We start from the raw sequence: 22,167 nt of genomic DNA on the forward strand, positions 1-22,167 counted from the left end.
GGAAGAAGGCATGAACCCCGTCGTCTACGCCGTGGACCTGGAAGTGCGCTGGCGCGACCTGGACGCGTTCAACCACGTCAACAACGCCAGCTACCTGGGGTACATCGAGGAAGCGCGCGTGCGCTGGTTCAAGTCGCTCAGCAACGACTGGGCCGGGGAAACCGCCGCGCCGATCATGGCCGCCGTGCAACTCAACTACCGGCGGCCGGTGAACTGGCCGGAGACGGTGCGCGTGGAACTTTTCGCCGAACGCATCGGCACCAAGAGCCTGACCCTGGGCCACCGCATCGGTTCGGCCACCGACGAGGGCGTGCTCTATTGCGACGGCCACACCGTGCTGGTGTGGGTGGATCGCAGCGGCCAGTCAGTGCCGCTGCCCGAAGCCGTGCTCGCCGCCTGCGCGGGCTGAGTGGTTCAGGGCGCCGAACGGCGCACCGGGAATTTCGCGAACAGGCGCCGGCCGTCGGCCAGCACCAGCCGCAGGCGCGCCACGTCACCGTCGGCCAGCGGCCGCAGCGGGCGCATCAGCATCAGGTGCAGGCCACCCGGCTCGAAGCGAAGTGATTCGCCCGGCGCCAGCACCAGCCGGCCCGCGGGGCGCATCCGGCTCATGCCATTTTCCTCGACGGTGCGGTGCATCATCGGCATGCCGAAATCCAGGCTTTCCACGCCCACCACCTCGATGTCGGACCCGCAGGGGTTGCGCAACACCAGGTAGGCCGCCAGCGACGCCGCGCCCGGCGGCGCCGAGCGCACCCAGGGTGATTCAATGACGGGTTGGCAGGGCTCGCCCTTGGCGGGCAGCGCAGGGGCTGCGCCGGCCGTCGAGACTGAAGCCAGCATCAACAGGGACAACCCCATCCCGAAGCGTCGCGCGTTCATGGGCCTATGATAATCCGACGACTGCATGGGAGCACTGAATGAACCGCCACCTGCTTGCCCTGGCTACCGCGGCCGCCCTGGCCACGCCCGCCCTTGCCGCCGAACCCACCCGCCTGACCATCTACAGCGGCGACTTCGACGCTGTCGCCCGCGCCGGCGCTTATCCCGCCAATGCCGGCCACGCGCTCGTGGTCACGCCGCTGTCCTGGGACCTGAAGTCGGGCGACAACAGCGTTCGCCATTCGCGCCTGCCGCAGGCCCTGGACGCCAGCTCGGTGCGCCTGGAACCACGCGGCCGGGCCAGCGTGCGCGGCCAGCGCTACGACTTCGCGCTGGCCGACCAGGACGCCTTGCTGCGTCGGGCGATCGGCCGGACCGTCGTCGTCGAACAGGCGGTCGGCAACGGCCTCGAGCGCCATACCGGCCTGCTCCTGGCCGCCGGCAATGGCCTCACGCTGCAACTGCCCGATGGCCGCGTGAAGGTGCTTTCGGGCTACGCAAGCTTCGAACTGCCGTCCCTGCCCGAGGGCCTGGCGGCCGAACCCGGCCTGGCCTGGACCATCACGGCACCCGGCGCGGGCCGGGAAAGTTTCGACCTCAGCTACGCCACCGGCGGCTTGGCCTGGCGCGCCGAATACCAGGCCACGCTGCGCGGCCAGGGCAAGGCCTGCCGCATGGATTTCGAAGGCGCGGCGATGGTGGCCAATACCTCGGGCATGGATTTCACGGACATCGGCCTGAGCCTGGTGGCCGGCCAGCCCAACCGTGTCTCCGAGGGCGGTTACGCCTCGCCCATCGCCGCCAAGGCCGAACGCATGATGGTGGCCGACGCCGCGCCTTCACCCGAAGCCTCGGGTGAATACCACGCCTACCGCCTGCCCGGCACCGGTGACCTGCCCACCGGCAGCGTGCAGCGCCTGCCGCTGGTGGATGCCGCCAGCGGTGTCGCCTGCGAACGTCGCTACGAGACGCGTTCACCGATCGGCGAATGGCAGCCGCCGCAGCCGATGATCGACCCGAACTTCAACCGCCAGGAAGGCGAGCAGCCCGTCATCGCGAACCTACTGTTCGCAAACGCGAAGTCCTCCGGTCTGGGCCAGCCCCTGCCCGCCGGCCGCGTGCGCGTCTTCGACGGCAAGGACTTCCTGGGCGAAGCGGCCCTGGGCCACACCCCCGCCCAGGCGAATGTGTCCTTGGCGCTCGGCACCGTCTTCGACATTACGGCCGAACGCGAGCGCGCCGATTTCCAGCTCGACCGCAGCGGCCGCACGATGACCGAAACCATCGTGCTGACCCTGCGCAACGCCAAGGACGAAGCCGCCACCGTGCACGTGCGCGAAGTGCTTTCGCGCTGGACCGATTGGGAAGTGACGCAGAGCAGCGTGCCGGCGAAGAAACTCGATGCCCAGGCTGTCGGCTTCGAAGTCGCCGTGCCCGCCGGCGGCCAGACCCAGCTCCGTTACACGGTGCGCTATCGTTGGGCCCCCGACGTCCGACTGCCCTGAGGTCACCCCATGCTGCAGATCCATCGCCACGGAGCCATCCACGAGATCCAGCTGGCCCGCCCGCCGGTCAACGCACTGACCCCGGACCTGCTGTCGGCCCTGCGCACCGCCGTGGAGTCGGCGCCGGCGGACGGCGCGCAGGGCATCATCCTGTCCGGCGGCGCCAAGGTGTTTTCCGCCGGCATGGACGTCCCGCACCTGATGTCGCTGGACGCCGCCGGCCTGAAGGCCGGCTGGGCTTCACTGTTCGCCGCGGCGCGCGCCATCGCGGCCTCGCCGGTGCCGGTGGCCGCAGCGCTGGCCGGCCACAGCCCTGCCGGCGGCTGCGTGCTGGCGTTGTGCTGCGACTACCGCATCATGGCGCGCGGCCCCTTCCGCATCGGCCTGAATGAAGTCCAGGTGGGCCTGGTCGCACCCGACGCCATCCAGCACCTGATGCGCCGCGTGGTCGGCACCTACCGGGCCGAGCGTCTCCTGGTGTCCGGCGAACTGGTCGAATCCGAACAGGCCCTGGCGTTTGGCCTGGTCGACGAGCTCACCGACGCCGAACACGTCACCCAGCGGGCGCTGGTCTGGCTGCAGGAACTGCTGAAGCTGCCAGCGCAGGCGATGCTGGCCACCCGCGCCCTGGCCAGGGCCGACCTGGTGTCCGCGCTCGTGTCCTTCCGCGACGATGAGCTCGACGGGTTCCTGGACGAGTGGAACTCACCGCAAACCCAGGCCGCCCTGCAGGCACTGGTCGCCCGGCTGGGCAAATGAGGGCACGCCGCTGGTACGCGCCAGCGGTACTGGCCTGGGCCTGCCTGGCCCTGGCGGCCTGCCGGGAGCCCGTCCCGGCCGATTATTCGCAGTACACCGGCCACTGGCGCGGCGAGGGCGTGCGCCTGGTGCTGCTGCCCGACGGGCAGGCCAGCTATGAGCGCGTGAGCGAAGGCTCGCGCACCCGCATCCAGGGCCCGGTGCACGGCTTCGACAAGGAAGGCTTCAGCATCGGCGTCGGCCTGTTCAGCGCGCACTTCAAGGTTCAGAAGCCGCCGCACCTGTCGGACGGACGCTGGCGCATGACCGTGGACGGCCACGACCTGGTGCGCGTGGAAATCCTGCCGGGGCGCCCGGATCGCGACAGCTACGCGCTCTAGGCCTCAGTCGCCGGTGGCCACCGGCCGGGACGGGTCGGCCACCCAGCCGCTCCACGAAGCCGGGTAGATGCGCGCGCCATGCAGGCCGGCATGCTCCATCGCCAGCAGGTTATGGCAGGCGGTGACGCCGGAACCGCAGGAAAGCACCACGTCCTCGGGCCGCCGGCCGTGCAGCAGGCGGTTGAACTGGCGCAGGAGCTCATCGGGCTCGTGGAAGCGCCCTTCGCACATGTTCGCTGGGAACGGCCGGTTGCCGGCGCCGGGAATGTGGCCGGCGACCGGATCGAGCGGCTCGACTTCGCCACGGAAGCGTTCCGGCGCCCGCGCGTCGAGCAGCCAGCCCGGTGCTTCGCCCAGGCGCGCCTGCACCTGCTCCGTGGACAGGTAAGCGTCCCGGTCGAAGTGGCCCGGATAAGCCGGCACCGGCGTGGGTTCGCGCGTGTCCATCGGCAGGCCCAGTGCGCGCCACTGCGCCAGACCGCCGTCGAGAACGGCCACGCGCGGATGGCCGAACAGGCGCAGCAGCCACCAGAACCGCGCCGCCGCCATGGCCCCGTTGTCTTCGTCGTAGGCCACCACCTGGTCGCCGGGCGTGACACCCAGGCGGCCAAGCAGCGCGCCGAATTGGGCGTCGGACGGCATCGGATGGCGACCCTCGGTCGCCGGCCCGCCGGGGCGCGAGAGGTCGCGCTCGAGGTGGGCGTGGCCAGCGCCCGGCAGATGGCCCCTGGCCCAGGCGGCCTGCCCGGCATCGGGGTCGGACAGCGCGTGCCGGCAATCAACCAGCACCAGTCCCGGCTCGCCCAAGCGCGCGGCCAGGTCCTGCGCGGAAACCAGCGTGGTCCAGTACATCAGCCCTGCTCCAGTCTTTGCCTGAAGTTGACCAGCATCGCGGCCGTCGCGCCCCAGATGCGGTGCCCGCCGTAGCGGAACTCAAGTATGCGCCGCTGGCGCCCCTGGAAGTCCACGTCCCGCGCATGCACGTTCGCCGGGTCGAGCAGGAAATGCAGCGGCACTTCGAAGGCTTCGGCGACCTCGCTCGGGTCCGGCGTGGCCTGGAATCCGTTGCGTACGCTGGCCACCACCGGGAATACGTGGAAACCGGTGATGGTGACGAAGGGATCGAGGTAACCCTGGGGCGTCGACAGGGCGCCGGCCAGGCCGACTTCCTCGTGGGCTTCGCGCAGGGCGGCCTCCACCGGGTCGGCATCGCTGTTTTCGATGCGGCCGCCGGGGAAGGCGATCTGGCCGGCATGGTGGCGCAGGGATTCGGTGCGGCGGGTCAACAGCACCTGCGGACCACCGGGACGTTCGACCAGGGCCACCAGCACGGCGGCCTGGCGCAGCGGCAGCCCGGCGGGCAGCAGGTCGGCGAGTTCGGCATGGTTCCAGCCGGGGCCGGGCGGAGGCCGGTCCAGCGGATGCAGGGCTTGGGGAATCCGTTCGAGGAGTTCGAACGGCGGGCTCACACGCGCAGCGCCTCGCGGGCCGGCAGCACGGTTTCCATCAGTTCGAGGCGCTCGTCGTCGCCCATCTGGGACCAGCGGGCAATCTCGGCCACGCTGCGCAGGCAGCCTTCGCAGTAGCCGCTGGCGTCAAGCGAACAAATGCCGACACAGGGACTGAGGACGGCGCGGAAACCGGGGGACGTGGACATCGTGAAAGACGCAGGGGCCGCGCCGTCGCCGGCGCGGCCCCGCGGATGCTTACTGCACGCCTTCGAGCTTGATGTCGAAGACCAGGGCCTGGCCCGGGCCGACCGGCGAACGCGGGTCGTTGCCAAAGGCCTTGTCGGACGGCAGGAACACTTCCCAGCGCGAGCCGGCCGGCATCATCACCAGGACTTCCTGGATGCCGCGGATCGGGAACTCGCTGACCTTGAACGAGGCCGGGGTCGGGTTCTGCTGGGCGTAGGTGTTGGCAAACTCCTGGCCGGTGGAGACCGAACCGCGGTAGTGCATGGTCACGGTGCTGGCCTGGGTCGGCTTGGCGCCCGAACCGGTTTCGATGACGCGGTACTGGATGCCGCTGGGCAGCACGGTGATGCCCGGCTTGCCGCGGTTGGCGGCCAGGAAGGCATCGGACTTGCTCTTGTTTTCATTGGCGACGCGCTCGAACTCGGCGCGGGCCTGGGCGACCATACGCTGCTGCAGGCCGGCCAGCTGGCCGTCCATCTGGTCCTGCGGGTGGGCCGGCGCGCGCTTGGCGAAGCCGTCCTGCAGGGCCTTGATGACCTGGTTGATGTCGACGTCAACCTTCTGGTCGGCCAGGTCCTTGCCCAGGTCGTAACCAATGGCGTAGCTCAGCACCGGCTTGTTGGCCGGCGGGGGCGTCGGCGCATTGGCCGGGGCGGACTGGGCCAGCGCAACGCCGGCACTCAGACCAAAAGCCGCCAGGCAGGCAGCGAACAGACGCAACTTCATCAGGGAATCTCCGTTGGTTGGATGGGGCGGTGTGGTGCCCCGAATGCCGCGCTAGGATAGCCCCCGCGCGGCTGAACCGCCACTGACATCACGCCACCGGCCCCATTGCGACCGGTGTGCACGCCCCGAGTTCCCCGCTTAACGGAGTTTTACGAAATGGCCTTCACTACCCTGCTCGTCGAGGACAACGGCGGTATCCGCCGCATCACCCTCAACCGCCCCGACAAGCTCAATGCACTCAATCGCGAAACCCTGACCGAACTGCACGCCGCGTTTTCCGATGCCGCTGGCGATGAATCGGTCCGCGTGGTCGTGCTGACCGGCGCCGGCCCCAAGGCCTTCGTCGCCGGCGCCGATATCGCCGAAATGAACGGGCTCAGCCCGGCCCAGGCGCGTGACTTCTCCGCCCACGGCCAGGCCCTGATGACCCGCATCGAACGCCTGGGCAAACCGGTGATCGCACGAATCAACGGGTTCGCGCTTGGCGGCGGCCTCGAGCTGGCCATGGCCTGCCACCTGCGCATCGCGGCCGACACCGCCAAGCTTGGCCAGCCCGAGGTCAACCTGGGCCTGGTGCCTGGCTTCGGCGGCACCCAGCGCCTGCTGCGGCTGGCCGGGCGCAGCGTGGCCCTGGAACTTTGCCTGCTGGGCGCACCGATAAGCGCCGAGCGCGCGGCCGCGCTGGGCGTGGTCACGAAGGTCGTGCCGGCCGATCAGCTGGACGCCGAAGTCGACGCGATGGCCACGCAGCTGGCCAGCTCGGCGCCGCTGGCCCTGCGCGGCATCCTCGACGCGATCCTGCTGGGCGGCGAAGCGCCGATCGACATGGGGCTGGACCATGAAACCCAGGTGTTCGCGGTCACGTTCTCGACCCAGGACATGAAGGAAGGCACCGACGCGTTCCTGGCCCGCCGCAAGCCCAGCTTCACCGGCCGCTGACCGGACCGGCGCCGGCCGTGCACCTGCATCGTTTCCACGGCGGCCTGGACCTGCCCGGCCACAAGGCCGAGTCCACCGCCGGCGGACTGCGCCGCCTGCCGCCGCCGGCGCGGCTCTACCTGTCGGTGCTGCAGCACGCCGGCCTGCCGGCCGAGCCCTGTGTCGCCGTGGGTGACGAGGTGGCGCGAGGCCAGCGAATCGCCGCTGCCGAAGGCGGCGCCGGCGCCGACCTGCACTCGCCGGTGGCCGGGCGGGTGATCGCCATCGAGGACCGCGCGCTGCCGGGAACCACCGGCATCGAGGTCGCCCACATCGTCATCGAAACCGGAGCGGAGGGCCCGCTGCGGGCCCTGCCGGCCCTGCCGGCGGATGCGGACGCCGACACCCTCCGCGCGCGCATCCGCGACGCCGGCATCGTCGGCCTGGGCGGCGCCGGATTCCCCACCGCCGGAAAGCTGGCGGCGGCGCGCGCAACGTTGGTGATCAACGGCGCCGAATGTGAACCCTGGATCGCCTGCGACGATGCCCTGCTGCGCGAGCACGCCGACGAAGTGGTGCAAGGCGCCCGGCTGATGGCGCGTGCCAGCGGCGCCGGACGCGTGTTGCTGGCGGTCGAGGACAGCATGAGCGAGGCGCTCGCGGCCTGCGACGCAGCGCTGCAGGCCCATGGCCAGGGCCAGGTCGAACTGGTCGCGGTTCCCACGCGTTATCCGGAAGGCGGCGAGCGCCAGCTGATCCAGGTGCTGACCGGCCTGGAAGTGCCGCGCGCCGGCCTGCCGCGCGACATCGGCGTGATCGTGCTCAACGTCGCCACGGTGCGGGCAGCCTGGCGCGCGGCAAGCCTTGGCGAAACACTGTTCGAGCGCGTGGTCACCGTCACCGGCCCGGGCGTGGCCAGGCCGGGCAACTTCATCGTGCCGCTGGGCATGCGGGTCTGCGAGCTGGTGGAACATGCCGGCGGCTACACACCGGCCGCCCGTCGACTGATGCTGGGCGGCCCGATGATGGGCACCGCCCTGCCCCACGACGACGTCGCGATCGGCAAGACCCACAACTGCGTGCTGGTGCTGGGCGAAGCCGAGCTTCGCCTTGGCGACGATGAAATGCCCTGCATCCGCTGCGGCGACTGCGCCAGCGTCTGCCCGTCGCGCCTGTTGCCGCAGCAGCTGCTTTGGCAGGCGCGCGCCGGACGCCTGGACGAGGCGCGCGGGCAAGGCCTGTTCGATTGCATCGAATGTGGCTGCTGCGATTTCGCCTGCCCCAGCCACATTCCGCTGACCCAGCAGTTCCGCTTGGCCAAGGGCGAGCTGCTGGCGCGCGACGCCGATGCCGCGAACGCCGAGGCCGCCCGCCAGCGCCACGAGAACCGGCAGGAACGACTCGAGCGCGAGGCACGCGAACGCGAGGCGCGCAGGGCCGCGCGCAAGGCCGCCGCCAGCCCGGACGCCGTGGCGGCGGCGCTTGAACGCGCCCGCGCCAAACGCGCCGCGTCCGACGACGCCGGCGAGCAGCCATGAAGACCTTCGACACCGCACCGGCCCCGCACCTGCCGCCGCGACGCAGCGTGCGCGGCGTCATGGGCCTGGTCCTGCTGGCGCTGGTGCCGGGCGTGCTGGCGCACGGCTGGTTCTTCGGACCCGGCATCTTCCTGCAGATCCTGCTCGCCGCTGGGTTCGCGATGGTGTTCGAAGCCACGATGCTCAAACTGCGCGGCAAGCCGATGCGGCCCTTCCTCACCGACCTCAGCGCGCCGCTAACGGCTGTGCTGTTCGCACTGTGCCTGCCGCCGCTGGCGCCATGGTGGCTGGCGGCGATCGGCATGCTGGCGGCGATCGTGTTTGCCAAACACCTGTTCGGCGGCCTGGGCCACAACCTGTTCAATCCGGCGATGGTCGGCCTCGCCGTCGTGCTGCTCGCCTTCCCGCGGGTGTTCACGCAATGGCTGGCGCCGGCGGGGCTGGACCAAGCCTTGGGCACGCCGGGCCTGGGCGACACCCTGGTCGCCATCCTCACCGGCCAGTTGCCTGCTCCCTGGGGCTGGGACACGCTGGCCCAGGCAACACCGCTCGACACCGTACGCACGCTCGGCAGCCAGGGCGCGACCCTGGCGGAAATCCGCGACGTGCCGGTGTTCGGCGATTTCGGCGGCCGCGGCTGGGAATGGGTGGCCAACTTCTTCGCGCTGGGCGGATTGTTCCTGCTGTTCAAGCGGGTCATTCCCTGGCAGGTGCCGGCGGCGACCCTGGGCACGATGCTGCTGGCGACGCTGCCGTTCTGGCTGGCGGACCCGGACCTGCATCCTTTCCCGCTGCAGCACGTGTTCTCCGGCGGCCTGGTGCTGGCGGCGTTTTTCATCGCCACCGACCCGGTCAGCGGCTGCACCACGCCGCGCGGGCGGCTGGTGTTCGGCGCGGGCGTGGCGCTGCTGACCCTGGCGATCCGACGTTGGGGAGGCTTCCCTGACGGCGTCGCCTTCGCCGTGCTGCTGATGAACTGCGCGGCGCCGTGGATCGACGCGCACACCCGTCCGCGGATCCTGGGCGAAGGCCGTGCACCCGGCGGGGACGCCACGCCATGACCACCGGCCTGCGCGAATCCCTGCGCGCCGGGAGCCAGCTGGCCCTGGCCGGCCTGGCCGCGGCGGTGCTGCTCGCCGGCACCTGGGCACTCACGCGCGATCGGATCGCGGAAAGCGAACGCCAGGCGCGGCTGCAGGCGCTGGAGATCGTCCTTCCCGCCGACCGTTACGACAATGACCCGATCGCCGACGGCGTCACGGTGCAGGCGCCTGCCTGGCTGGGCCAAGCCGCGGGCGCGGTGCATCGTGCGCGGCTGGCGGGCGAAATTTCAGCGCTGGTGATCGAAGCCACGGCGCCGGACGGCTATTCGGGCCCGATCCGCCTGCTGGTGGCGGTGGATACGACCGGCACGGTCCTGGGCGTGCGCATCACGGCCCACCAGGAAACGCCGGGCCTGGGCGACGACATTGAAGCCGGGCGCAGCGACTGGATCCACCGCTTCGATGGGCGATCACTGGCCGATCCGGCGCGCGAGCGCTGGCGCGTGCAGCGCGACGGCGGCCATTTCCCGCAGTTCGCCGGCGCCACGCTGACGCCTCGCGCCGTGGTCGCCGCCGTGCGCCGCGTGCTGGACTTCGTCGATGCGCACGGTGACGCCGTCCGCGCCGCCGATGCCGGCGCTACACTTTCCTTCGACGACGCACCGGTTGACCCGCCGCCCGCCCGATGAACCCCGCCACGCCCCGCGCCATCCTCGAATACGGCCTGTCCAGCGGCAACGTCGGCCTGGTGCAGCTGCTGGGCCTGTGCCCGCTGCTGGCGGTCAGCAACAACGCGGTCAACGCGCTGGGCCTGGGCCTGGCCACGGTGCTGGCGCTGCTGGTCACCAATGCCGCGGTCGCGACCATCCGCAAGCTGACCCGGCGCGACGTGCGCATCCCCGCCTTCATCATGGTGATCGCGGCGGTCGTGACCTCGATCGAACTGTCCATGCGCGCCTTCCTGCCGCAGCTGCACGCGGTGCTGGGCCTGTTCATTCCGCTGATCGTCACCAACTGCGCGCTGATGGGCCGGGCCGAGGCCTTCGCCTCGCGCAACAACCCCGGCCTGGCCGCGCTCGATGGCCTGGCGACCGGACTCGGTTTCCTGTGGGTGTTGCTGCTGATTGGCGCGCTGCGCGAGATGATCGGCGAGGGCAGCTTGTTCGCCGGTGCCGGCGCGCTGATAGGCCTGCCCGGGCTGGAGCTGGCCGCCGAGGGTTACCCGGGATTCGTGCTTGCGATCCTGCCGATCGGTGCATTCGTGGTGCTGGCGGCGCTGGTGGCGACCCGGCAGGCCTGGCGACAGCGGCATGCGCGGGGCGCCGCATGAAGGCGGCCGATCGCCAGGAACTGTTTTCACGCCTGGCCGAACTCAATCCCAGGCCCACCACCGAACTCGAGTATTCAACGCCCTTCGAACTGCTGGTCGCCGTCACCCTGTCGGCCCAGGCCACGGACGTCGGCGTCAACAAGGCCACGCGCAGGCTGTTTCCCGTTGCCAATACGCCCCAGGCCATCCTGGCGCTGGGCGAGGACGGCCTGAAGTCCTACATCTCCACCATCGGGCTCTACAACGCCAAGGCCGCCAACGTGATCGCCGCCTGCCGGATCCTGGTGGAGAAACACGGCGGCGAGGTCCCGCGCGACCGGGAGTCGCTCGAAGCCCTGCCCGGCGTCGGCAGGAAGACGGCCAACGTGGTGCTCAACACCGCCTTCGGCGAACCGACGATCGCCGTGGACACGCACATCTTCCGGGTGTCGAACCGAACCGGCCTGGCCCCCGGAAAGACCGTCCGCGCGGTCGAAGACAAGTTGATGAAGGCGGTGCCGGCGTCATACCGGCTCGACGCCCACCACTGGCTGATCCTGCACGGCCGCTACGTGTGCAAGGCACGCAAGCCCGACTGTCCCAATTGTGTCATCCGGGACCTTTGCCGCTACCGGGACAAGACAAGCCAGGACGCCTAGACGAACTCGCCCAGCCGCATCCACTTGGTCGCGACCCACTTCTCGCCGGCCAGCACCGGCGCACCGCCGTGGCGGGTACCGGTCATTTCGTGGGGGCGGTCGTAGCTGAAGAAAACGGCATTGCCCTTGATCGGCGCGACCTCGAAACGTACGTCCGGGAAGGTGGTTCCACCGCCGGCTTCGGGCGTATTGAGGTACATCACCACCGAGGCCACGCGCTGGCCGCCATTGGCCAGGATGCCGGCGGTGCCGGGCTTGGCCGGATCGAAATAATCGAAATGCGGCTTGTACTGGGCGCCGGGGCCGTAACGAAGCACCTGCAGACCTTCGCCGTATTCCAGCGGCCACGCGCACAGCGTCGCCAGACGCGCCTCGATGCGCCGCACCAGTTCGTTTTCGCCGCGGGTGAAGAACATGCCTTCGCTGGTGCGGCCTTCGTGCACCTTGCTCACGCCCTCGTCGAGCATGAAGGTCTCCGAACGGCTCAGGTGCTGCCGGGCCAAGGCCACCAGGCCGTCGCACTCCTCGTCGGAAAGCACGCTGCCCAGCACCACGACGCGCGGGTGCTTGAGGTTGGCCAGCACCGGCACACGGCGGTCGCCCCCGTCGAGCAAGTGCGGCCCCCCACGCTCCATCGGCTCGGGCACCACGGTGGGTTCGGGCAGGCCGTTGGCCCTGGCGTGCTCGACCAGCAGCGCCTGCAGCACCTCCTGCACGGCATCAACGGCCTTTTCCTGCGGCCAGCCTTCAACGACCATGGCGTCGACCACGTCCATCGGCTCGCGGCCGGCCTGGGCCTGTTCGATGATCCATTGGCGCAAGGGCGCAGCGAGGTCCAGGGTCGCCATGGCGGGCTCCGGTGGGGAGGAAAAGGCTGTCGGGGCCACGATGGTACCGCCAAGGGTCGGTTTGGCGATTGCCTCCCCCGGGACGGGGCGGCCGGAGGGCCCCGGCCCCGCCGCTTGCGGCGATGGCCGGGGAAACCTATCAGCCAAAAAACTGACTTCTTGTAACAAAGCCGTCACGGGATAGCCCTAGATTGCGCAGCATCCGGCGGGTGGTCCGTCGGCATCGCTACCCGTAGAGGCTCCGTCGACATGACCCCTTCCCGCAAGCTGCTCTTCACCGCCCTGCTGGCGGCCCTGTCCACTCCGGCCCTGGCCGAGGTCACCATCGACGTGATCGGTGGCTCCGAGATTACCTTCGAAGGCCTGGTCCAGGCCGACGGCAACTGGTTCGACAACGACGTCGTCGACCTCAACGGCGCGGGCCGCAGCGACAGCGAGTTCGAGCTGCGCCGCGCCGAGCTGGTCGTCAAGGGCAAGGGCCCGGGCATGCTGAGCTGGGTGGTCGGCTACGACGCCAAGGCCGACAAGTTCCTCGATACCAACGTCGCCTGGAAGTTCAACGGCGCCACCACGCTGACCGTGGGCCAGTACAAGCAGCCCAACAGCATGGAAGAGCTGTCGAGCACCAAGAACAATGACTTCATCTCCAAGGCGACCGCCACCAACACCTTCGCCGTGGCGCGCCGCCTGGGCGCCCAGCTGGCGACCGAGGGCGACAACTGGGGCCTGGTCGGCAGCGTGTTCTCGCGCGAACTGACCGACGGCGCCCATGGCCCGGGCTTTGGCGTGCGCGGCTACTTCAGCCCGATCAAGGCCGATGGCCAGCTGCTGCACCTGGGCCTGTCCTTCGTGGACCTGGACACCGATGCCGACAGCCTGCGCCTGCGCGCCCGCCCCCAGGCCGACCTGGCCGCGGTGCGCCTGGCCGACACCGGCACCCTGGCCGACACCGACCGCCAGCGCACCCTCGGTGCCGAAGCCGCCTGGGTGAACGGTCCGGTCAAGCTGCAGGCCGAATATTTCACTTCGACGGTGGACCGCTACGCCAGCCCGGACGACTTCACGGGCGACGCCTGGTACGTGTCCGGCCTGTGGAACGTCACCGGCGAAACCTGGGGCTACAAGAAGGGCGTGATCGCCACGTCCCGCCCGAATTCCCCGGCCTCGGGCATGTGGCAGCTCGGCCTGCGGTATGACGCCATCAACCTGGACGACGGCAGCGTCCTGGGCGGGGAAATGAACTCGATCACCGCCGGCGTGAACTGGTACTGGCGCTCGCACTTCAAGTTCTCGATGAACTACGTGATGGTCGATTCCGACCGCCGCGGCGTCCAGGACGACCCGAACATCCTCGAGGCCCGCGCTTCCTTCTTCTGGTGAACCCAACCGGCGGGGCCGCGACCGGCCCCGCTGCATGAGCATGTAACCCCGCTGTCACATTCGTCATAAATCATTGACACCCGAGGGCGCGGCCCTGCCCGCCCTACCCGGAATCCCAAGGAGTTGACCGTGTTTAGCTCGCTCAAGACCAAGTCCCGCATCGCCGTCCTGGCCGTTGCCGCCGTGCTGGGCACCTCCGCCCAGGCCGCCGAGATCACCGGCGCCGGCGCCTCGTTCGTGTTCCCCACCATGTCCCGCTGGTCGGCCGACTACAACACCGCCACCGGCCACCGCGTGAACTACCAGTCCATCGGCTCGGGTGGCGGCATCGCCCAGATCAAGGCCAACACCGTCGACTTCGGCTCCTCGGACGCCCCGCTCAAGCCCGACGACCTGGCCGCCTCGAACCTGGTGCAGTTCCCCTCGGTCATGGGCGGCATCGTGCCGGCCTTCAACGTGCCGGGCATCGCCGCCAACGGCCTCAAGCTCGACGGTGCCACCCTGGCCAACGTCTACCTGGGCAAGATCACCAAGTGGAACGACCCGGCGATCGCCGGCCTCAACCCGGGCGTGGCGCTGCCGGACCTGCGCATCACCGTCGTGCACCGCTCGGACGGCTCGGGCACCACCTTCAACTTCGTCAACTACCTGTCCAAGGTGTCGCCGGAATGGCAGACCAAGGTCGGTGAAGGCACCTCGGTGCGCTGGCCGACCGGCGTGGGCGGCAAGGGCAACGAGGGCGTGACTGCCTACGTCAAGCAGATCAAGGGCGCCATCGGCTACATCGAACTGTCCTACGCGCTGACCAACAAGGTGGCCTACGCCACCATGAAGAACGCCAACGGCAATTACGTCGAAGCGTCCAACGCGTCGATCCAGGCTGCCGCGGCCAGCGCCGAGTGGGGCAAGGCCAAGGACTTCTACCTGGTGGTGACCAACGCCCCGGGCGACGACGCCTGGCCGATCGCCGCGACCAACTTCATCCTGATGTCCAAGCAGCCCAAGAACGCCGAAGGCAACAAGGCCGCCCGCGAGTTCTTCGACTGGGTCTACGAGAACGGCGACGATTCGGCCACGCAGCTCGGCTACGTGCCGCTGCCGGATGCCCTGGTCGAGCAGATCGAAGCTTACTGGGTCACCAACTTCAAGTAATCGCCAAACCGCTGGTCCGGCCCGCGCGCCTTCCGGCGCGCGGGCCTGCTTACGAACGCAGGCCCCAACACAAGAGCGCCGCGCATGCACACCGCTTCCGCCCCGAATCCCGTCGACCGCCCACATCTCGCCGATGCCTTCCGAGACTGGGCGTTTCGCAACATCGTCACCCTTGCCGGCTGGTTCGTACTGGCCGCGCTGGGACTGGCCGCGCTGTCCATGCTCTGGGGCGGCCGCGAAGCCTTCATGGAGTTCGGCCCGGGTTTCCTGACCTCCACGGCCTGGAACCCCGTCACCGAAGAGTACGGTGCACTGGTCGCGATCTACGGCACGGTGGTCAGCACGATCATCGCCATGATCATCGCCGTGCCGGTGAGTTTCGGCATCGCGCTGTTCCTTACCGAAGTGGCGCCGGCCTGGATCCGGCAGCCGCTGGGCACCGCCATCGAACTGCTGGCCGGCATCCCGTCCATCATCTACGGCATGTGGGGCCTGTTCGTGCTTGCGCCCTTCCTGGCCGACAACGTCTATCCCTGGGTCGACGAAAACCTCGGCGCCGTGCCCTTCGTCGGCCTGCTGTTCTCCGGTCCGCCGCTCGGCATCGGCATGCTGACCGCCGGCATCGTGCTGGCGATCATGGTCATCCCCTTCATCTCGTCGGTGATGCGCGACGTCTTCATGACCGTGCCCAACCGCCTGAAGGAGTCGGCCTACGCGCTGGGCTCGACCACCTTCGAGGTGGTCTGGGACATCGTGCTGCCCTACACCCGCTCGGCGGTGATCGGCGGCATCTTCCTGGGCATGGGTCGTGCGCTGGGTGAAACGATGGCCGTCACCTTCGTGCTGGGCAACTCGCACAACATCCACGCGTCCCTGCTGATGCCCGGCAACTCGATCGCCGCGACCATCGCCAACGAATTCGCCGAGGCCACCACGCCCATGTACCAGTCGGCGCTGCTGGCCCTGGGCTTCGTGCTGTTCATCGTCACCTTCGTGGTGCTGGCGATCGCCAAGCTGATGCTGATGCGCCTGGCCAAGCGGGAAGGCAACTGATGAGCACCGTTGCCCGCAACCTCTATATCCGCCGCCGGCTGGTCAATGGCCTGGCCATGGTGCTCTCCGGCGCCGCCACCATCTTCGGCCTGTTCTGGCTGGTGTGGATCCTGTGGACCACGATCAGCAAGGGCGTGGACGCGATGAGCCTGCAGCTGTTCACCGAAATGACGCCGCCGCCCGGGCAGGACACCGGCGGCCTGAAGAACGCCATCGTCGGCTCGCTGATCCTGAGTTCGCTGGCCGTGCTGATGGGTGCGCCGGTGGGCATCGCCGCCGGCACCTACCTGTCCGAATACGCCCGGTCGAGGAAGATCGGCGAAGTCATCCGCTTCGTCAACGACATCCTGCTGTCGGCGCCGTCGATCGTGCTCGGCCTGTTCATCTACACCCTTGTGGTGCGCACCACGGGCACCTTCTCGGGTTGGGCCGGCGCCATCGCCATGGCCTTCATCGTGCTGCCGGTCGTGGTTCGCACCACCGACGAGATGCTGCGCCTGGTGCCCAGCCAGATGCGCGAAGCGGCGCTGTCGCTGGGCATCCCGCAGTGGAAGGTAACCACGCAGATCCTCTACCGCGCCGCGCTGCCGGGCATCATCACCGGCGTGCTGCTGGCCCTGGCGCGCATCTCCGGCGAAACCGCGCCGCTGCTGTTCACCGCCTTCAACAACCAGTACTGGAACACCGACCTGGGCAGCGCGATGCCCAACCTGCCGGTGACCATCTTCCAGTTCGCCATGAGTCCCTTCGAATACTGGAACCAGCTGGCCTGGGCCGGCGCCTTCCTGATCACCCTGTTCGTGCTGACGGTGTCCCTGCTCGCACGCTTCCTACTCCTGCGAAACAAGACCCAACATGACTAACGCCCCGATCACCTTCGCCACCGCCGTCCCGAGCGCGGCCGCCGATGATTCGCCGTCGGAGGTCAAGCTGGCCGCGCGCGACCTTGCCTTCCACTATGGCGACTTCACCGCGCTCAAGGACATCAACCTCGATGTGCCCAAGAACAAGGTGACCGCGCTGATCGGCCCCTCGGGCTGCGGCAAGTCGACGCTGCTGCGGGTGTTCAACCGCATCTACTCGATCTACCCGGGCCAGCGCGCCAGCGGCCAGGTCCTGCTCGACGGTGAGGACGTGCTGGATCCGAAGTACCCGCTCAACCGGCTGCGCAGCAAGATCGGCATGGTGTTCCAGAAGCCGGTGCCGTTCCCGATGTCGATCTACGACAACATCGCCTACGGCATCGGCCACTACGAAAACCTGTCGAAGGCCGACCTGGCCAACCGCGTCGAGGAAGCCCTGCGCCAGGCGGCGCTGTGGGACGAGGTCAAGGACAAGCTCAAGCAGACGGCCCTGGGACTATCCGGTGGCCAGCAGCAGCGACTGTGCATCGCGCGTGCGGTGGCGCTGAAGCCGCAGGTGATCCTGTTCGACGAACCGACCTCGGCGCTCGACCCCATCGCCACCGGCAAGATCGAGCAGCTCTTCGCCGAGCTCAAGCAGCAGTTCACCATCCTGATCGTGACGCATAACATGCAGCAGGCGGCGCGCTGCTCGGACTTCACCGCCTTCATGTACCTGGGCGAGCTGGTCGAGCACGGTCCGACCACCACCATCTTCACCAAGCCCGGCAAGCAGCAGACCGAAGACTACATTACCGGCCGATTCGGCTGAGGACGCCCACCATGCCCCATTCCCACGACCATATCGTCAAGAGCTACGACGACGAACTCACCCGGCTCGACGGCGAAATCATCCGCATGGGCCAGATCGCCGTCGCCCAGCTCGACGCCGCCATCGACGTCCTGCAGCGTCGCGACACCCAGGCCGCCATGCGCGTGGTCGCCAACGACGAGGCCATCGACACGCTCGAGCACGAAGTCAGCCACGACGTGCTGCGCCTGCTGGCCCTGCGCCAGCCGATGGCGCGCGACCTGCGCGAGGTTTATGCCGCGCTGCGCATCTCGTCGGACATCGAGCGCATCGGCGATTACGCCGCCAACGTCGCCAAGCGCTCCATGGTGCTCAACCAGACCGCGCCGGTCTCGGCCGCCCGCGGCCTGCCGGCACTGGCGAAGCTGGCCAACGCCCTGGTCACCGAGGCGCTGGAAGCCTACCGCGAGCGCGACGCCGACCGTGCCCTGGCCGTGCGTGGCCGCGACGTGGAGATCGACGCCGAATACACCGGCCTGTTCCGCGAGCTGCTGACCTACATGGCCGAAGACCCGCGCCAGATCACCGCCTGCACCCACCTGCTGTTCATCGCCAAGAACATCGAACGCATCGGCGACCACGCCACCAACATCGCCGAGAACACCTGGTTCCTGGTGCACGGCGAACTGCCCGAAGGCGACCGCGAGAAGGGCGACCTGACCAGCCAGGTAACGGCCGGCCAGTAACCCGCGACCTGCGCCACCATGCCCGCCATTAGTGGTGGGCATGAGCCCAGAACCCGCGCATACCCGGGCCGCTGCAGGTGATCGTTTTCGCCCTGCTATACCGCTTCCTGCCCGACCGCCCGGTGCCCTGGCGGCGCGCCCTGATCGGCGGCGCGATTACGGCTGCGCTGTTCGTCCTTGGACGCTGGGCCATCCGCCTGCACCTGACCGAGGCGACGCCGGGCAGCGCCTATGGCTCCTTCGGAACCCTGGTGCAGCTGCTGGTGTGGATCTACTACGCCGCGCTGGTGTTCTTCTGCGGCGCCCTGGTCACTGCCGTGATGGACGAGCGCCTGCGCAGAAAGCCGGCGAGCTGAGGGCACGAGGCAGAGCAGTACCAGGGCCAGCGCCAGAAGGATCCAGTGTGGTTGCACCAGCGCCCCCGCCAGCGCCGAGGCAACCGGCGTCAGGGCGCGGCCGATGCCCTGGCTCATCGCGACCTGGCCATTGCGGTGGCCGGCATCCGCGCCGAAGCGCAGCTGCACCAGCCACGGCCTGGCCAGGGTGTGCAGGCCTGCGCCCAGTCCGAACAAGGCCACGCCCAGGCCGGCGACCACCGTCGAATGAGCGAAGGCGGCAGCGACAAGCCCCGCGGCCTGCATCGCCATCGGCCAGACGGTGAGCACGGCAACCGAAGGCAGGCGGCCACCGCGCAGCAGCCAGATCCTTCCCGGCAGCTGCGCCACGCCGAAGGCCGCCAGCACCAGGGCCGCGTGGGCCAGGTTGATGCCGCGCGTAAGCAGCAGTGGTACGAAAAGCGTGATCAGGGCCATGCCGGCCACGGTGCCCGTAGTGAATATCGTCGCCAGCGTGGTGATCGAACCTCGCGAATGCGGACGATGCGACTCCGGCGCCGACATATCCACGGGCGCGGCAGGCAGGGCCGGCAGCACCCGGCGCTCCACCAGCCAGCCCGCCGCCAGTACCGCCACGGCGCCCGTCAGCAGCGACGTACGCAGGTCCGTGTATTCGACCAGGTTCCCGAGCAGCGGCAGGAACACCGTGCTCGCCAGTCCACCCATCACGGTTACCGCCGCCAGGCCCTGAAGCCGCAGCGCCGGGTCGGATATCGCCCGGTGCACCAGCGCGAAGGCCGTTTCGTAAAGCGTGAGCGCCATGCCCATGCCGATGCCCAGCCAGCCCAGGAGAAGGGCCAGGGGGTGCTGGACATACGCAAGCACCAACAGGCCGGACACGCCCGCCAGCAGTCCGAGTCGGAACAGTGCCGCGCCGTGGCCGCGGTCAAATCCACGCCCGACCCGCGGCGCCACCAGGGCTGCCACCAGCAAGGCGGCGGAGTAAGCCGCCGCCACCCAGGCCATCGACAGCCCGAACCGTGCCTGCATCGGCAGTTGCCAGACGGGGAAGCCGTAATACAGCACCCCCCAGGCCACGCACTGGGCGAGACCCAGCCACCACACTGCCGCCGTGCCGCGTCCTGGCATCGCCAGGGCCTCAGCCGCAGCAACCGGCCGTGGCCGCGGTGGGCTCGGGACTGGCCAGCGCCGCCGGCTTGGGCGATCCGCAGCCGCAGCCAGCAGACCCCACGGCCTTCGCACGTTCGTCCGCGACGCAGCAGGCCGCGGCGTCCCGGACAGGCGGGCCACCGCAGCAGCCGCCGGTGGAGTTCGCCGGCGGGCTTGAGGCGGTGACTTCGTCGGCGAACTGGGTGATGCAGACACCCGTTTCGGGCAACACCAGTTCGACCCGGCGCGCGGCCTCCCAGTCACCCACCAGGGCGGCGGCGACCGAACGCACCTGTTCGTAGCCGGTCAGCAGCAGGAAGGTCGGGGCACGGCCGTAGCTCTTCATGCCGACGATGTAGATGCCGTCGTCCGGATGCCGCAGTTCTTCGGCGCCGTGCGGGCGAACGCTGCCGCAGCTGTGCTGGTTCGGATCGATCAGCGGTGCCAGCGCGGTCGGGCTCTGCGTGCCCGCGTGCAGCGACAGCCGCACTTCCGAAAGCAGCGACAGGTCCGGGCGGAAGCCGGTGGCGGCGACGATTTCATCCACGGCGGGCAGGCGTCGTTCGCCTGCGCGGGCGACGATGCCCGAGGCAGTGGTTTCGAGTGCGTCGATCTCGATGCCGGCGTGCACGGTCAGCATGCCCTCGCCCACGAGCCTGGCGATGTCCTGGCCGAGCCTGCCGCGCTCCTTGAGCTGGTCGTTGTCGCCGCCGCCGAGCACGCGCGCCAGCGACGTGCGCCGCAGCGCCCAGTGCACGTGCATGCCGGGCGACTGAGTCGACAGGCGCGCCAGGTCCTTGAGCACGTTGAAGGCCGAATGGCCGCTGCCCACCACCAGCACCTGCTTGCCGGCATAGCGCTGGCGTTCGGCGCCCAGCACATCGGGAATGCCGTAGGCGATCCGGTCGCCGAGGGCACGTTCGCCCAGCGCAGGCAGGCCGGAGGCGCCCAGGGTATTCGGGTTTCCCATCGTGCCCGAGGCGTCGATCACGCCCCGGGCCATCACCTCGTGCTCGCCGTCGGCGTCCTGGTAATGCACGACGTAGGGCTGCGCGTCGCGGCCGGCGTCCTTCATCAGGTCACGCCGGTGGCGGGCCACGCCCAGCACGCGCGCACCCAGGCGCAGTCGCGACGCTATCTCCCGGGTTGCGGCCAGGGGTCGCAGGTACTGTTCGACCACCTCGCCTCCGGTCGGGAAAGCAGCGAGCTCGGGTTCCTTCCAGCCGCTAGCCGCCAACAGGGCGCGCGCCTGGCTGTCGATGGTGAACTCCCAGGGCGAGAACATGCGCACGTGGCCCCAGCGCTGCATGCCGGTGCCGACGGAATCACCTGCCTCGAGCAGCAGCGGCTCCAGGCCACGCGAGAGCAGGTGGGCGGCGGCGGCCAGGCCAACCGGGCCGGCCCCGATGATGACAACGGGAAGCGATGTGTTCATGGCGATCTCCTCTGGACTCCCGGACCGGGATTTAATTGGTAGAGACAACTATTTGGGTGAAAAAATCAGCCGCAGCCTGGCCCGGCCTCGCCCGGGGCACATTCGGAGGGGGCGCAGGCGCCGGGGACGAACCGCTGTTCGGCGGCCTTGGCCAGGCGCCGGATCAGTTCGGTGGCGCCGGCACGCACCTCGGGGGCCAGGTCGCCCAGCAAGGCCGCCTGCTGCTGCACCATCTCGTCGTCGATGCGTTTGAACAGCGCGCGGCCGGCGGGCGTGATCCGCAGCGACTGGGCCCGGGCGTCGTCGGGGTCGGGCAGGCGTTCGACGTAGGCCTTGCGCACCAGGGCGTCGATCACGCGGGTGACGGTGCTCTTGTCCAACCTCAGGGCCTCGGCCATGGCCTGGGCACGCATGGGGCCGCGCGTCGCCAGCACTTCCAGGGCATGGCACTGGGTGACCGAGATGTCGTGGCAGCAGATGCGGTCGCGGTCGCGGACCTGGTAGATGCGCACCAGCTCGGCCACGGCGGCCTGGAGCTTGCGGGCGTCCAGCATCAGCTTGGTGGTGGCGGCACTTGCCATGGGACGGGGCCATTTAGTTGCGTGTGCCAACCTTATTCCAGGCGCCCTGCCCCCGTCAAGCGAAAACCGGGTTCGGCGGCGCCCTTCCACCCCAGGCCTGCGGGCTGCGGGCATATCGGCCGATGAAATGTCGATCCTGACCCCGGTTTCACCGCCATCGGGTAGAATGGCGGGGCTCGATGCGCGGAGCGGGAGAGGCTGGCCATGGCCAGCGCCGAAGGCGTAACGCCCGTAATCGCTCAGGACCCGGAACCGCAACCGCGCGAGCGACTCTGGAGAGACCGGAACCAGCCGGCGCCGAAGGGGCATGGCCGCATCAAGATGGCGGCCAAAACTCTCAGGCAAAAGGACAGAGGGGCGCCCCGTGCGGCATGCACGGACCCTTCCCTCGTCCGGAT

The 22,167-nt window shown here is 69.3% G+C and carries 22 protein-coding genes, 2 pseudogenes and 1 riboswitch; of the genes and pseudogenes, 17 read left to right on the top strand and 7 right to left on the bottom strand.

Annotated elements, in window-relative coordinates; translation table 11 throughout:
* Nucleotides 1-10 precede the first annotated feature (10 nt).
* Nucleotides 11-409, top strand: coding sequence for an acyl-CoA thioesterase (locus ACYVJH_RS05720; RefSeq protein WP_460453654.1), 399 nt, complete (start codon nucleotides 11-13; stop codon nucleotides 407-409).
* Nucleotides 410-414: 5 nt separating this feature from the next.
* On the opposite strand, the gene ACYVJH_RS05725 is transcribed toward ACYVJH_RS05720, so the two are convergent.
* Nucleotides 415-882: a copper chaperone PCu(A)C gene (locus ACYVJH_RS05725; RefSeq protein ID WP_460453655.1), complete on the bottom strand. Its 468-nt coding sequence runs from the start codon at nucleotides 880-882 to the stop codon at nucleotides 415-417.
* A gap of 38 nt (nucleotides 883-920) precedes the next feature.
* On the opposite strand from ACYVJH_RS05725, the gene ACYVJH_RS05730 reads away from it, so the two are divergent.
* From ACYVJH_RS05730 to ACYVJH_RS05740, 3 genes are read left to right on the top strand one after another with little or no spacing between them, the layout of a single operon-like run.
* Complete coding sequence (locus ACYVJH_RS05730) at nucleotides 921-2,387, top strand: DUF4139 domain-containing protein (protein WP_460453656.1); 1,467 nt, start codon at nucleotides 921-923, stop codon at nucleotides 2,385-2,387.
* Between the two features lie 9 nt (nucleotides 2,388-2,396).
* Nucleotides 2,397-3,146: an enoyl-CoA hydratase/isomerase family protein gene (locus ACYVJH_RS05735; RefSeq protein WP_460453657.1), complete on the top strand. Its 750-nt coding sequence runs from the start codon at nucleotides 2,397-2,399 to the stop codon at nucleotides 3,144-3,146.
* Nucleotides 3,143-3,526 (top strand): hypothetical protein, encoded by a 384-nt coding sequence (locus ACYVJH_RS05740; protein ID WP_460453658.1) that lies wholly within the window; start codon nucleotides 3,143-3,145, stop codon nucleotides 3,524-3,526. Before ACYVJH_RS05735 ends, ACYVJH_RS05740 begins: the two co-directional genes overlap by 4 nt.
* Nucleotides 3,527-3,529: 3 nt before the next feature.
* On the opposite strand, the gene ACYVJH_RS05745 is transcribed toward ACYVJH_RS05740, so the two are convergent.
* From ACYVJH_RS05745 to ACYVJH_RS05755, 3 genes and pseudogenes are all read right to left on the bottom strand, one after another.
* Nucleotides 3,530-4,378: a sulfurtransferase gene (locus ACYVJH_RS05745; RefSeq protein WP_460453659.1), complete on the bottom strand. Its 849-nt coding sequence runs from the start codon at nucleotides 4,376-4,378 to the stop codon at nucleotides 3,530-3,532.
* Nucleotides 4,378-5,183 (bottom strand): annotated as a pseudogene (locus tag ACYVJH_RS05750) (CoA pyrophosphatase). The gene ACYVJH_RS05745 and the pseudogene ACYVJH_RS05750 overlap by 1 nt, the downstream one beginning before the upstream one ends.
* Before the next feature lie 49 nt (nucleotides 5,184-5,232).
* Entirely contained in the window at nucleotides 5,233-5,949 is a 717-nt protein-coding gene (locus ACYVJH_RS05755) for an FKBP-type peptidyl-prolyl cis-trans isomerase N-terminal domain-containing protein (protein ID WP_460453660.1), read from the bottom strand.
* Between the two features lie 156 nt (nucleotides 5,950-6,105).
* Between ACYVJH_RS05755 and ACYVJH_RS05760 the strand changes: the two genes are divergently transcribed.
* The 6 genes from ACYVJH_RS05760 to nth are packed head-to-tail and all read left to right on the top strand — an operon-like array spanning nucleotide 6,106 to nucleotide 11,416.
* The gene (locus tag ACYVJH_RS05760) at nucleotides 6,106-6,888 is read left to right on the top strand and encodes an enoyl-CoA hydratase/isomerase family protein (RefSeq protein WP_460453661.1); all 783 of its coding nucleotides are present in this window, start codon (nucleotides 6,106-6,108) and stop codon (nucleotides 6,886-6,888) included.
* A 17-nt stretch (nucleotides 6,889-6,905) separates the two neighbouring features.
* Complete coding sequence (rsxC, locus tag ACYVJH_RS05765; RefSeq protein ID WP_460453662.1) at nucleotides 6,906-8,405, top strand: electron transport complex subunit RsxC; 1,500 nt, start codon at nucleotides 6,906-6,908, stop codon at nucleotides 8,403-8,405.
* Nucleotides 8,402-9,466: an RnfABCDGE type electron transport complex subunit D gene (locus tag ACYVJH_RS05770; RefSeq protein WP_460453663.1), complete on the top strand. Its 1,065-nt coding sequence runs from the start codon at nucleotides 8,402-8,404 to the stop codon at nucleotides 9,464-9,466. The genes rsxC and ACYVJH_RS05770 overlap by 4 nt, the downstream gene beginning before the upstream one ends.
* Nucleotides 9,463-10,137, top strand: a complete 675-nt coding sequence (gene rsxG / locus ACYVJH_RS05775; RefSeq protein ID WP_460453664.1) for an electron transport complex subunit RsxG — start codon at nucleotides 9,463-9,465, stop codon at nucleotides 10,135-10,137. The genes ACYVJH_RS05770 and rsxG overlap by 4 nt, the downstream gene beginning before the upstream one ends.
* Nucleotides 10,134-10,778: an electron transport complex subunit RsxE gene (gene rsxE, locus ACYVJH_RS05780; protein ID WP_460453665.1), complete on the top strand. Its 645-nt coding sequence runs from the start codon at nucleotides 10,134-10,136 to the stop codon at nucleotides 10,776-10,778. Before rsxG ends, rsxE begins: the two co-directional genes overlap by 4 nt.
* Complete coding sequence (gene nth, locus ACYVJH_RS05785) at nucleotides 10,775-11,416, top strand: endonuclease III (protein WP_460453666.1); 642 nt, start codon at nucleotides 10,775-10,777, stop codon at nucleotides 11,414-11,416. Before rsxE ends, nth begins: the two co-directional genes overlap by 4 nt.
* On the opposite strand, the gene ACYVJH_RS05790 is transcribed toward nth, so the two are convergent.
* Nucleotides 11,413-12,264, bottom strand: a complete 852-nt coding sequence (locus tag ACYVJH_RS05790) for a 2OG-Fe(II) oxygenase (RefSeq protein ID WP_460453667.1) — start codon at nucleotides 12,262-12,264, stop codon at nucleotides 11,413-11,415. The genes nth and ACYVJH_RS05790 overlap by 4 nt on opposite strands.
* A gap of 249 nt (nucleotides 12,265-12,513) precedes the next feature.
* Here ACYVJH_RS05790 and ACYVJH_RS05795 point away from each other — a divergent pair, with 249 nt between their 5' ends.
* The 7 genes and pseudogenes from ACYVJH_RS05795 to ACYVJH_RS05825 form a co-directional block, all read left to right on the top strand.
* Entirely contained in the window at nucleotides 12,514-13,644 is a 1,131-nt protein-coding gene (locus tag ACYVJH_RS05795; protein ID WP_460453668.1) for an OprO/OprP family phosphate-selective porin, read from the top strand.
* Nucleotides 13,645-13,803: 159 nt separating this feature from the next.
* Complete coding sequence (gene pstS / locus ACYVJH_RS05800; RefSeq protein ID WP_460454273.1) at nucleotides 13,804-14,796, top strand: phosphate ABC transporter substrate-binding protein PstS; 993 nt, start codon at nucleotides 13,804-13,806, stop codon at nucleotides 14,794-14,796.
* A gap of 84 nt (nucleotides 14,797-14,880) precedes the next feature.
* Complete coding sequence (gene pstC / locus ACYVJH_RS05805) at nucleotides 14,881-15,849, top strand: phosphate ABC transporter permease subunit PstC (protein WP_460453669.1); 969 nt, start codon at nucleotides 14,881-14,883, stop codon at nucleotides 15,847-15,849.
* The gene (gene pstA / locus ACYVJH_RS05810; RefSeq protein WP_460453670.1) at nucleotides 15,849-16,712 is read left to right on the top strand and encodes a phosphate ABC transporter permease PstA; all 864 of its coding nucleotides are present in this window, start codon (nucleotides 15,849-15,851) and stop codon (nucleotides 16,710-16,712) included. Before pstC ends, pstA begins: the two co-directional genes overlap by 1 nt.
* Complete coding sequence (gene pstB, locus ACYVJH_RS05815; protein ID WP_460453671.1) at nucleotides 16,705-17,523, top strand: phosphate ABC transporter ATP-binding protein PstB; 819 nt, start codon at nucleotides 16,705-16,707, stop codon at nucleotides 17,521-17,523. The genes pstA and pstB overlap by 8 nt, the downstream gene beginning before the upstream one ends.
* A gap of 11 nt (nucleotides 17,524-17,534) precedes the next feature.
* Nucleotides 17,535-18,248, top strand: coding sequence for a phosphate signaling complex protein PhoU (phoU, locus tag ACYVJH_RS05820; protein WP_460453672.1), 714 nt, complete (start codon nucleotides 17,535-17,537; stop codon nucleotides 18,246-18,248).
* A gap of 71 nt (nucleotides 18,249-18,319) precedes the next feature.
* A pseudogene (locus tag ACYVJH_RS05825) lies at nucleotides 18,320-18,604 on the top strand (YihY/virulence factor BrkB family protein); the annotation flags it as partial.
* A 1,138-nt stretch (nucleotides 18,605-19,742) separates the two neighbouring features.
* Here ACYVJH_RS05825 and ACYVJH_RS05830 read toward each other — a convergent pair.
* A complete protein-coding gene (locus ACYVJH_RS05830) occupies nucleotides 19,743-21,188 on the bottom strand; it encodes an NAD(P)-binding domain-containing protein (protein WP_460453673.1) in 1,446 nt (481 codons plus the stop codon).
* A gap of 65 nt (nucleotides 21,189-21,253) precedes the next feature.
* Nucleotides 21,254-21,769 carry a MarR family winged helix-turn-helix transcriptional regulator gene (locus ACYVJH_RS05835; RefSeq protein ID WP_460453674.1) on the bottom strand — a complete coding sequence of 172 codons (516 nt, stop codon included), beginning with the start codon at nucleotides 21,767-21,769 and terminating at the stop codon, nucleotides 21,254-21,256.
* A gap of 262 nt (nucleotides 21,770-22,031) precedes the next feature.
* Nucleotides 22,032-22,132: riboswitch (glycine riboswitch) on the top strand.
* Nucleotides 22,133-22,167: the final 35 nt, after the last annotated feature.

This window comes from Arenimonas aestuarii, assembly GCF_054781715.1.

What these genes read in the sequence shown, in the direction of transcription:
- ACYVJH_RS05720 (WP_460453654.1), top strand. Translation starts at nt 11, where the DNA reads ATGAACCCCGTCGTCTACGCCGTGGACCTGGAAGTGCGCTGGCGCGAC.
- ACYVJH_RS05725 (WP_460453655.1), bottom strand. Translation starts at nt 882, where the DNA reads ATGAACGCGCGACGCTTCGGGATGGGGTTGTCCCTGTTGATGCTGGCT.
- ACYVJH_RS05730 (WP_460453656.1), top strand. Translation starts at nt 921, where the DNA reads ATGAACCGCCACCTGCTTGCCCTGGCTACCGCGGCCGCCCTGGCCACG.
- ACYVJH_RS05735 (WP_460453657.1), top strand. Translation starts at nt 2,397, where the DNA reads ATGCTGCAGATCCATCGCCACGGAGCCATCCACGAGATCCAGCTGGCC.
- ACYVJH_RS05740 (WP_460453658.1), top strand. Translation starts at nt 3,143, where the DNA reads ATGAGGGCACGCCGCTGGTACGCGCCAGCGGTACTGGCCTGGGCCTGC.
- ACYVJH_RS05745 (WP_460453659.1), bottom strand. Translation starts at nt 4,378, where the DNA reads ATGTACTGGACCACGCTGGTTTCCGCGCAGGACCTGGCCGCGCGCTTG.
- ACYVJH_RS05755 (WP_460453660.1), bottom strand. Translation starts at nt 5,949, where the DNA reads ATGAAGTTGCGTCTGTTCGCTGCCTGCCTGGCGGCTTTTGGTCTGAGT.
- ACYVJH_RS05760 (WP_460453661.1), top strand. Translation starts at nt 6,106, where the DNA reads ATGGCCTTCACTACCCTGCTCGTCGAGGACAACGGCGGTATCCGCCGC.
- ACYVJH_RS05770 (WP_460453663.1), top strand. Translation starts at nt 8,402, where the DNA reads ATGAAGACCTTCGACACCGCACCGGCCCCGCACCTGCCGCCGCGACGC.
- rsxG (WP_460453664.1), top strand. Translation starts at nt 9,463, where the DNA reads ATGACCACCGGCCTGCGCGAATCCCTGCGCGCCGGGAGCCAGCTGGCC.
- rsxE (WP_460453665.1), top strand. Translation starts at nt 10,134, where the DNA reads ATGAACCCCGCCACGCCCCGCGCCATCCTCGAATACGGCCTGTCCAGC.
- nth (WP_460453666.1), top strand. Translation starts at nt 10,775, where the DNA reads ATGAAGGCGGCCGATCGCCAGGAACTGTTTTCACGCCTGGCCGAACTC.
- ACYVJH_RS05790 (WP_460453667.1), bottom strand. Translation starts at nt 12,264, where the DNA reads ATGGCGACCCTGGACCTCGCTGCGCCCTTGCGCCAATGGATCATCGAA.
- ACYVJH_RS05795 (WP_460453668.1), top strand. Translation starts at nt 12,514, where the DNA reads ATGACCCCTTCCCGCAAGCTGCTCTTCACCGCCCTGCTGGCGGCCCTG.
- pstC (WP_460453669.1), top strand. Translation starts at nt 14,881, where the DNA reads ATGCACACCGCTTCCGCCCCGAATCCCGTCGACCGCCCACATCTCGCC.
- pstA (WP_460453670.1), top strand. Translation starts at nt 15,849, where the DNA reads ATGAGCACCGTTGCCCGCAACCTCTATATCCGCCGCCGGCTGGTCAAT.
- pstB (WP_460453671.1), top strand. Translation starts at nt 16,705, where the DNA reads ATGACTAACGCCCCGATCACCTTCGCCACCGCCGTCCCGAGCGCGGCC.
- phoU (WP_460453672.1), top strand. Translation starts at nt 17,535, where the DNA reads ATGCCCCATTCCCACGACCATATCGTCAAGAGCTACGACGACGAACTC.
- ACYVJH_RS05830 (WP_460453673.1), bottom strand. Translation starts at nt 21,188, where the DNA reads ATGAACACATCGCTTCCCGTTGTCATCATCGGGGCCGGCCCGGTTGGC.
- ACYVJH_RS05835 (WP_460453674.1), bottom strand. Translation starts at nt 21,769, where the DNA reads ATGGCAAGTGCCGCCACCACCAAGCTGATGCTGGACGCCCGCAAGCTC.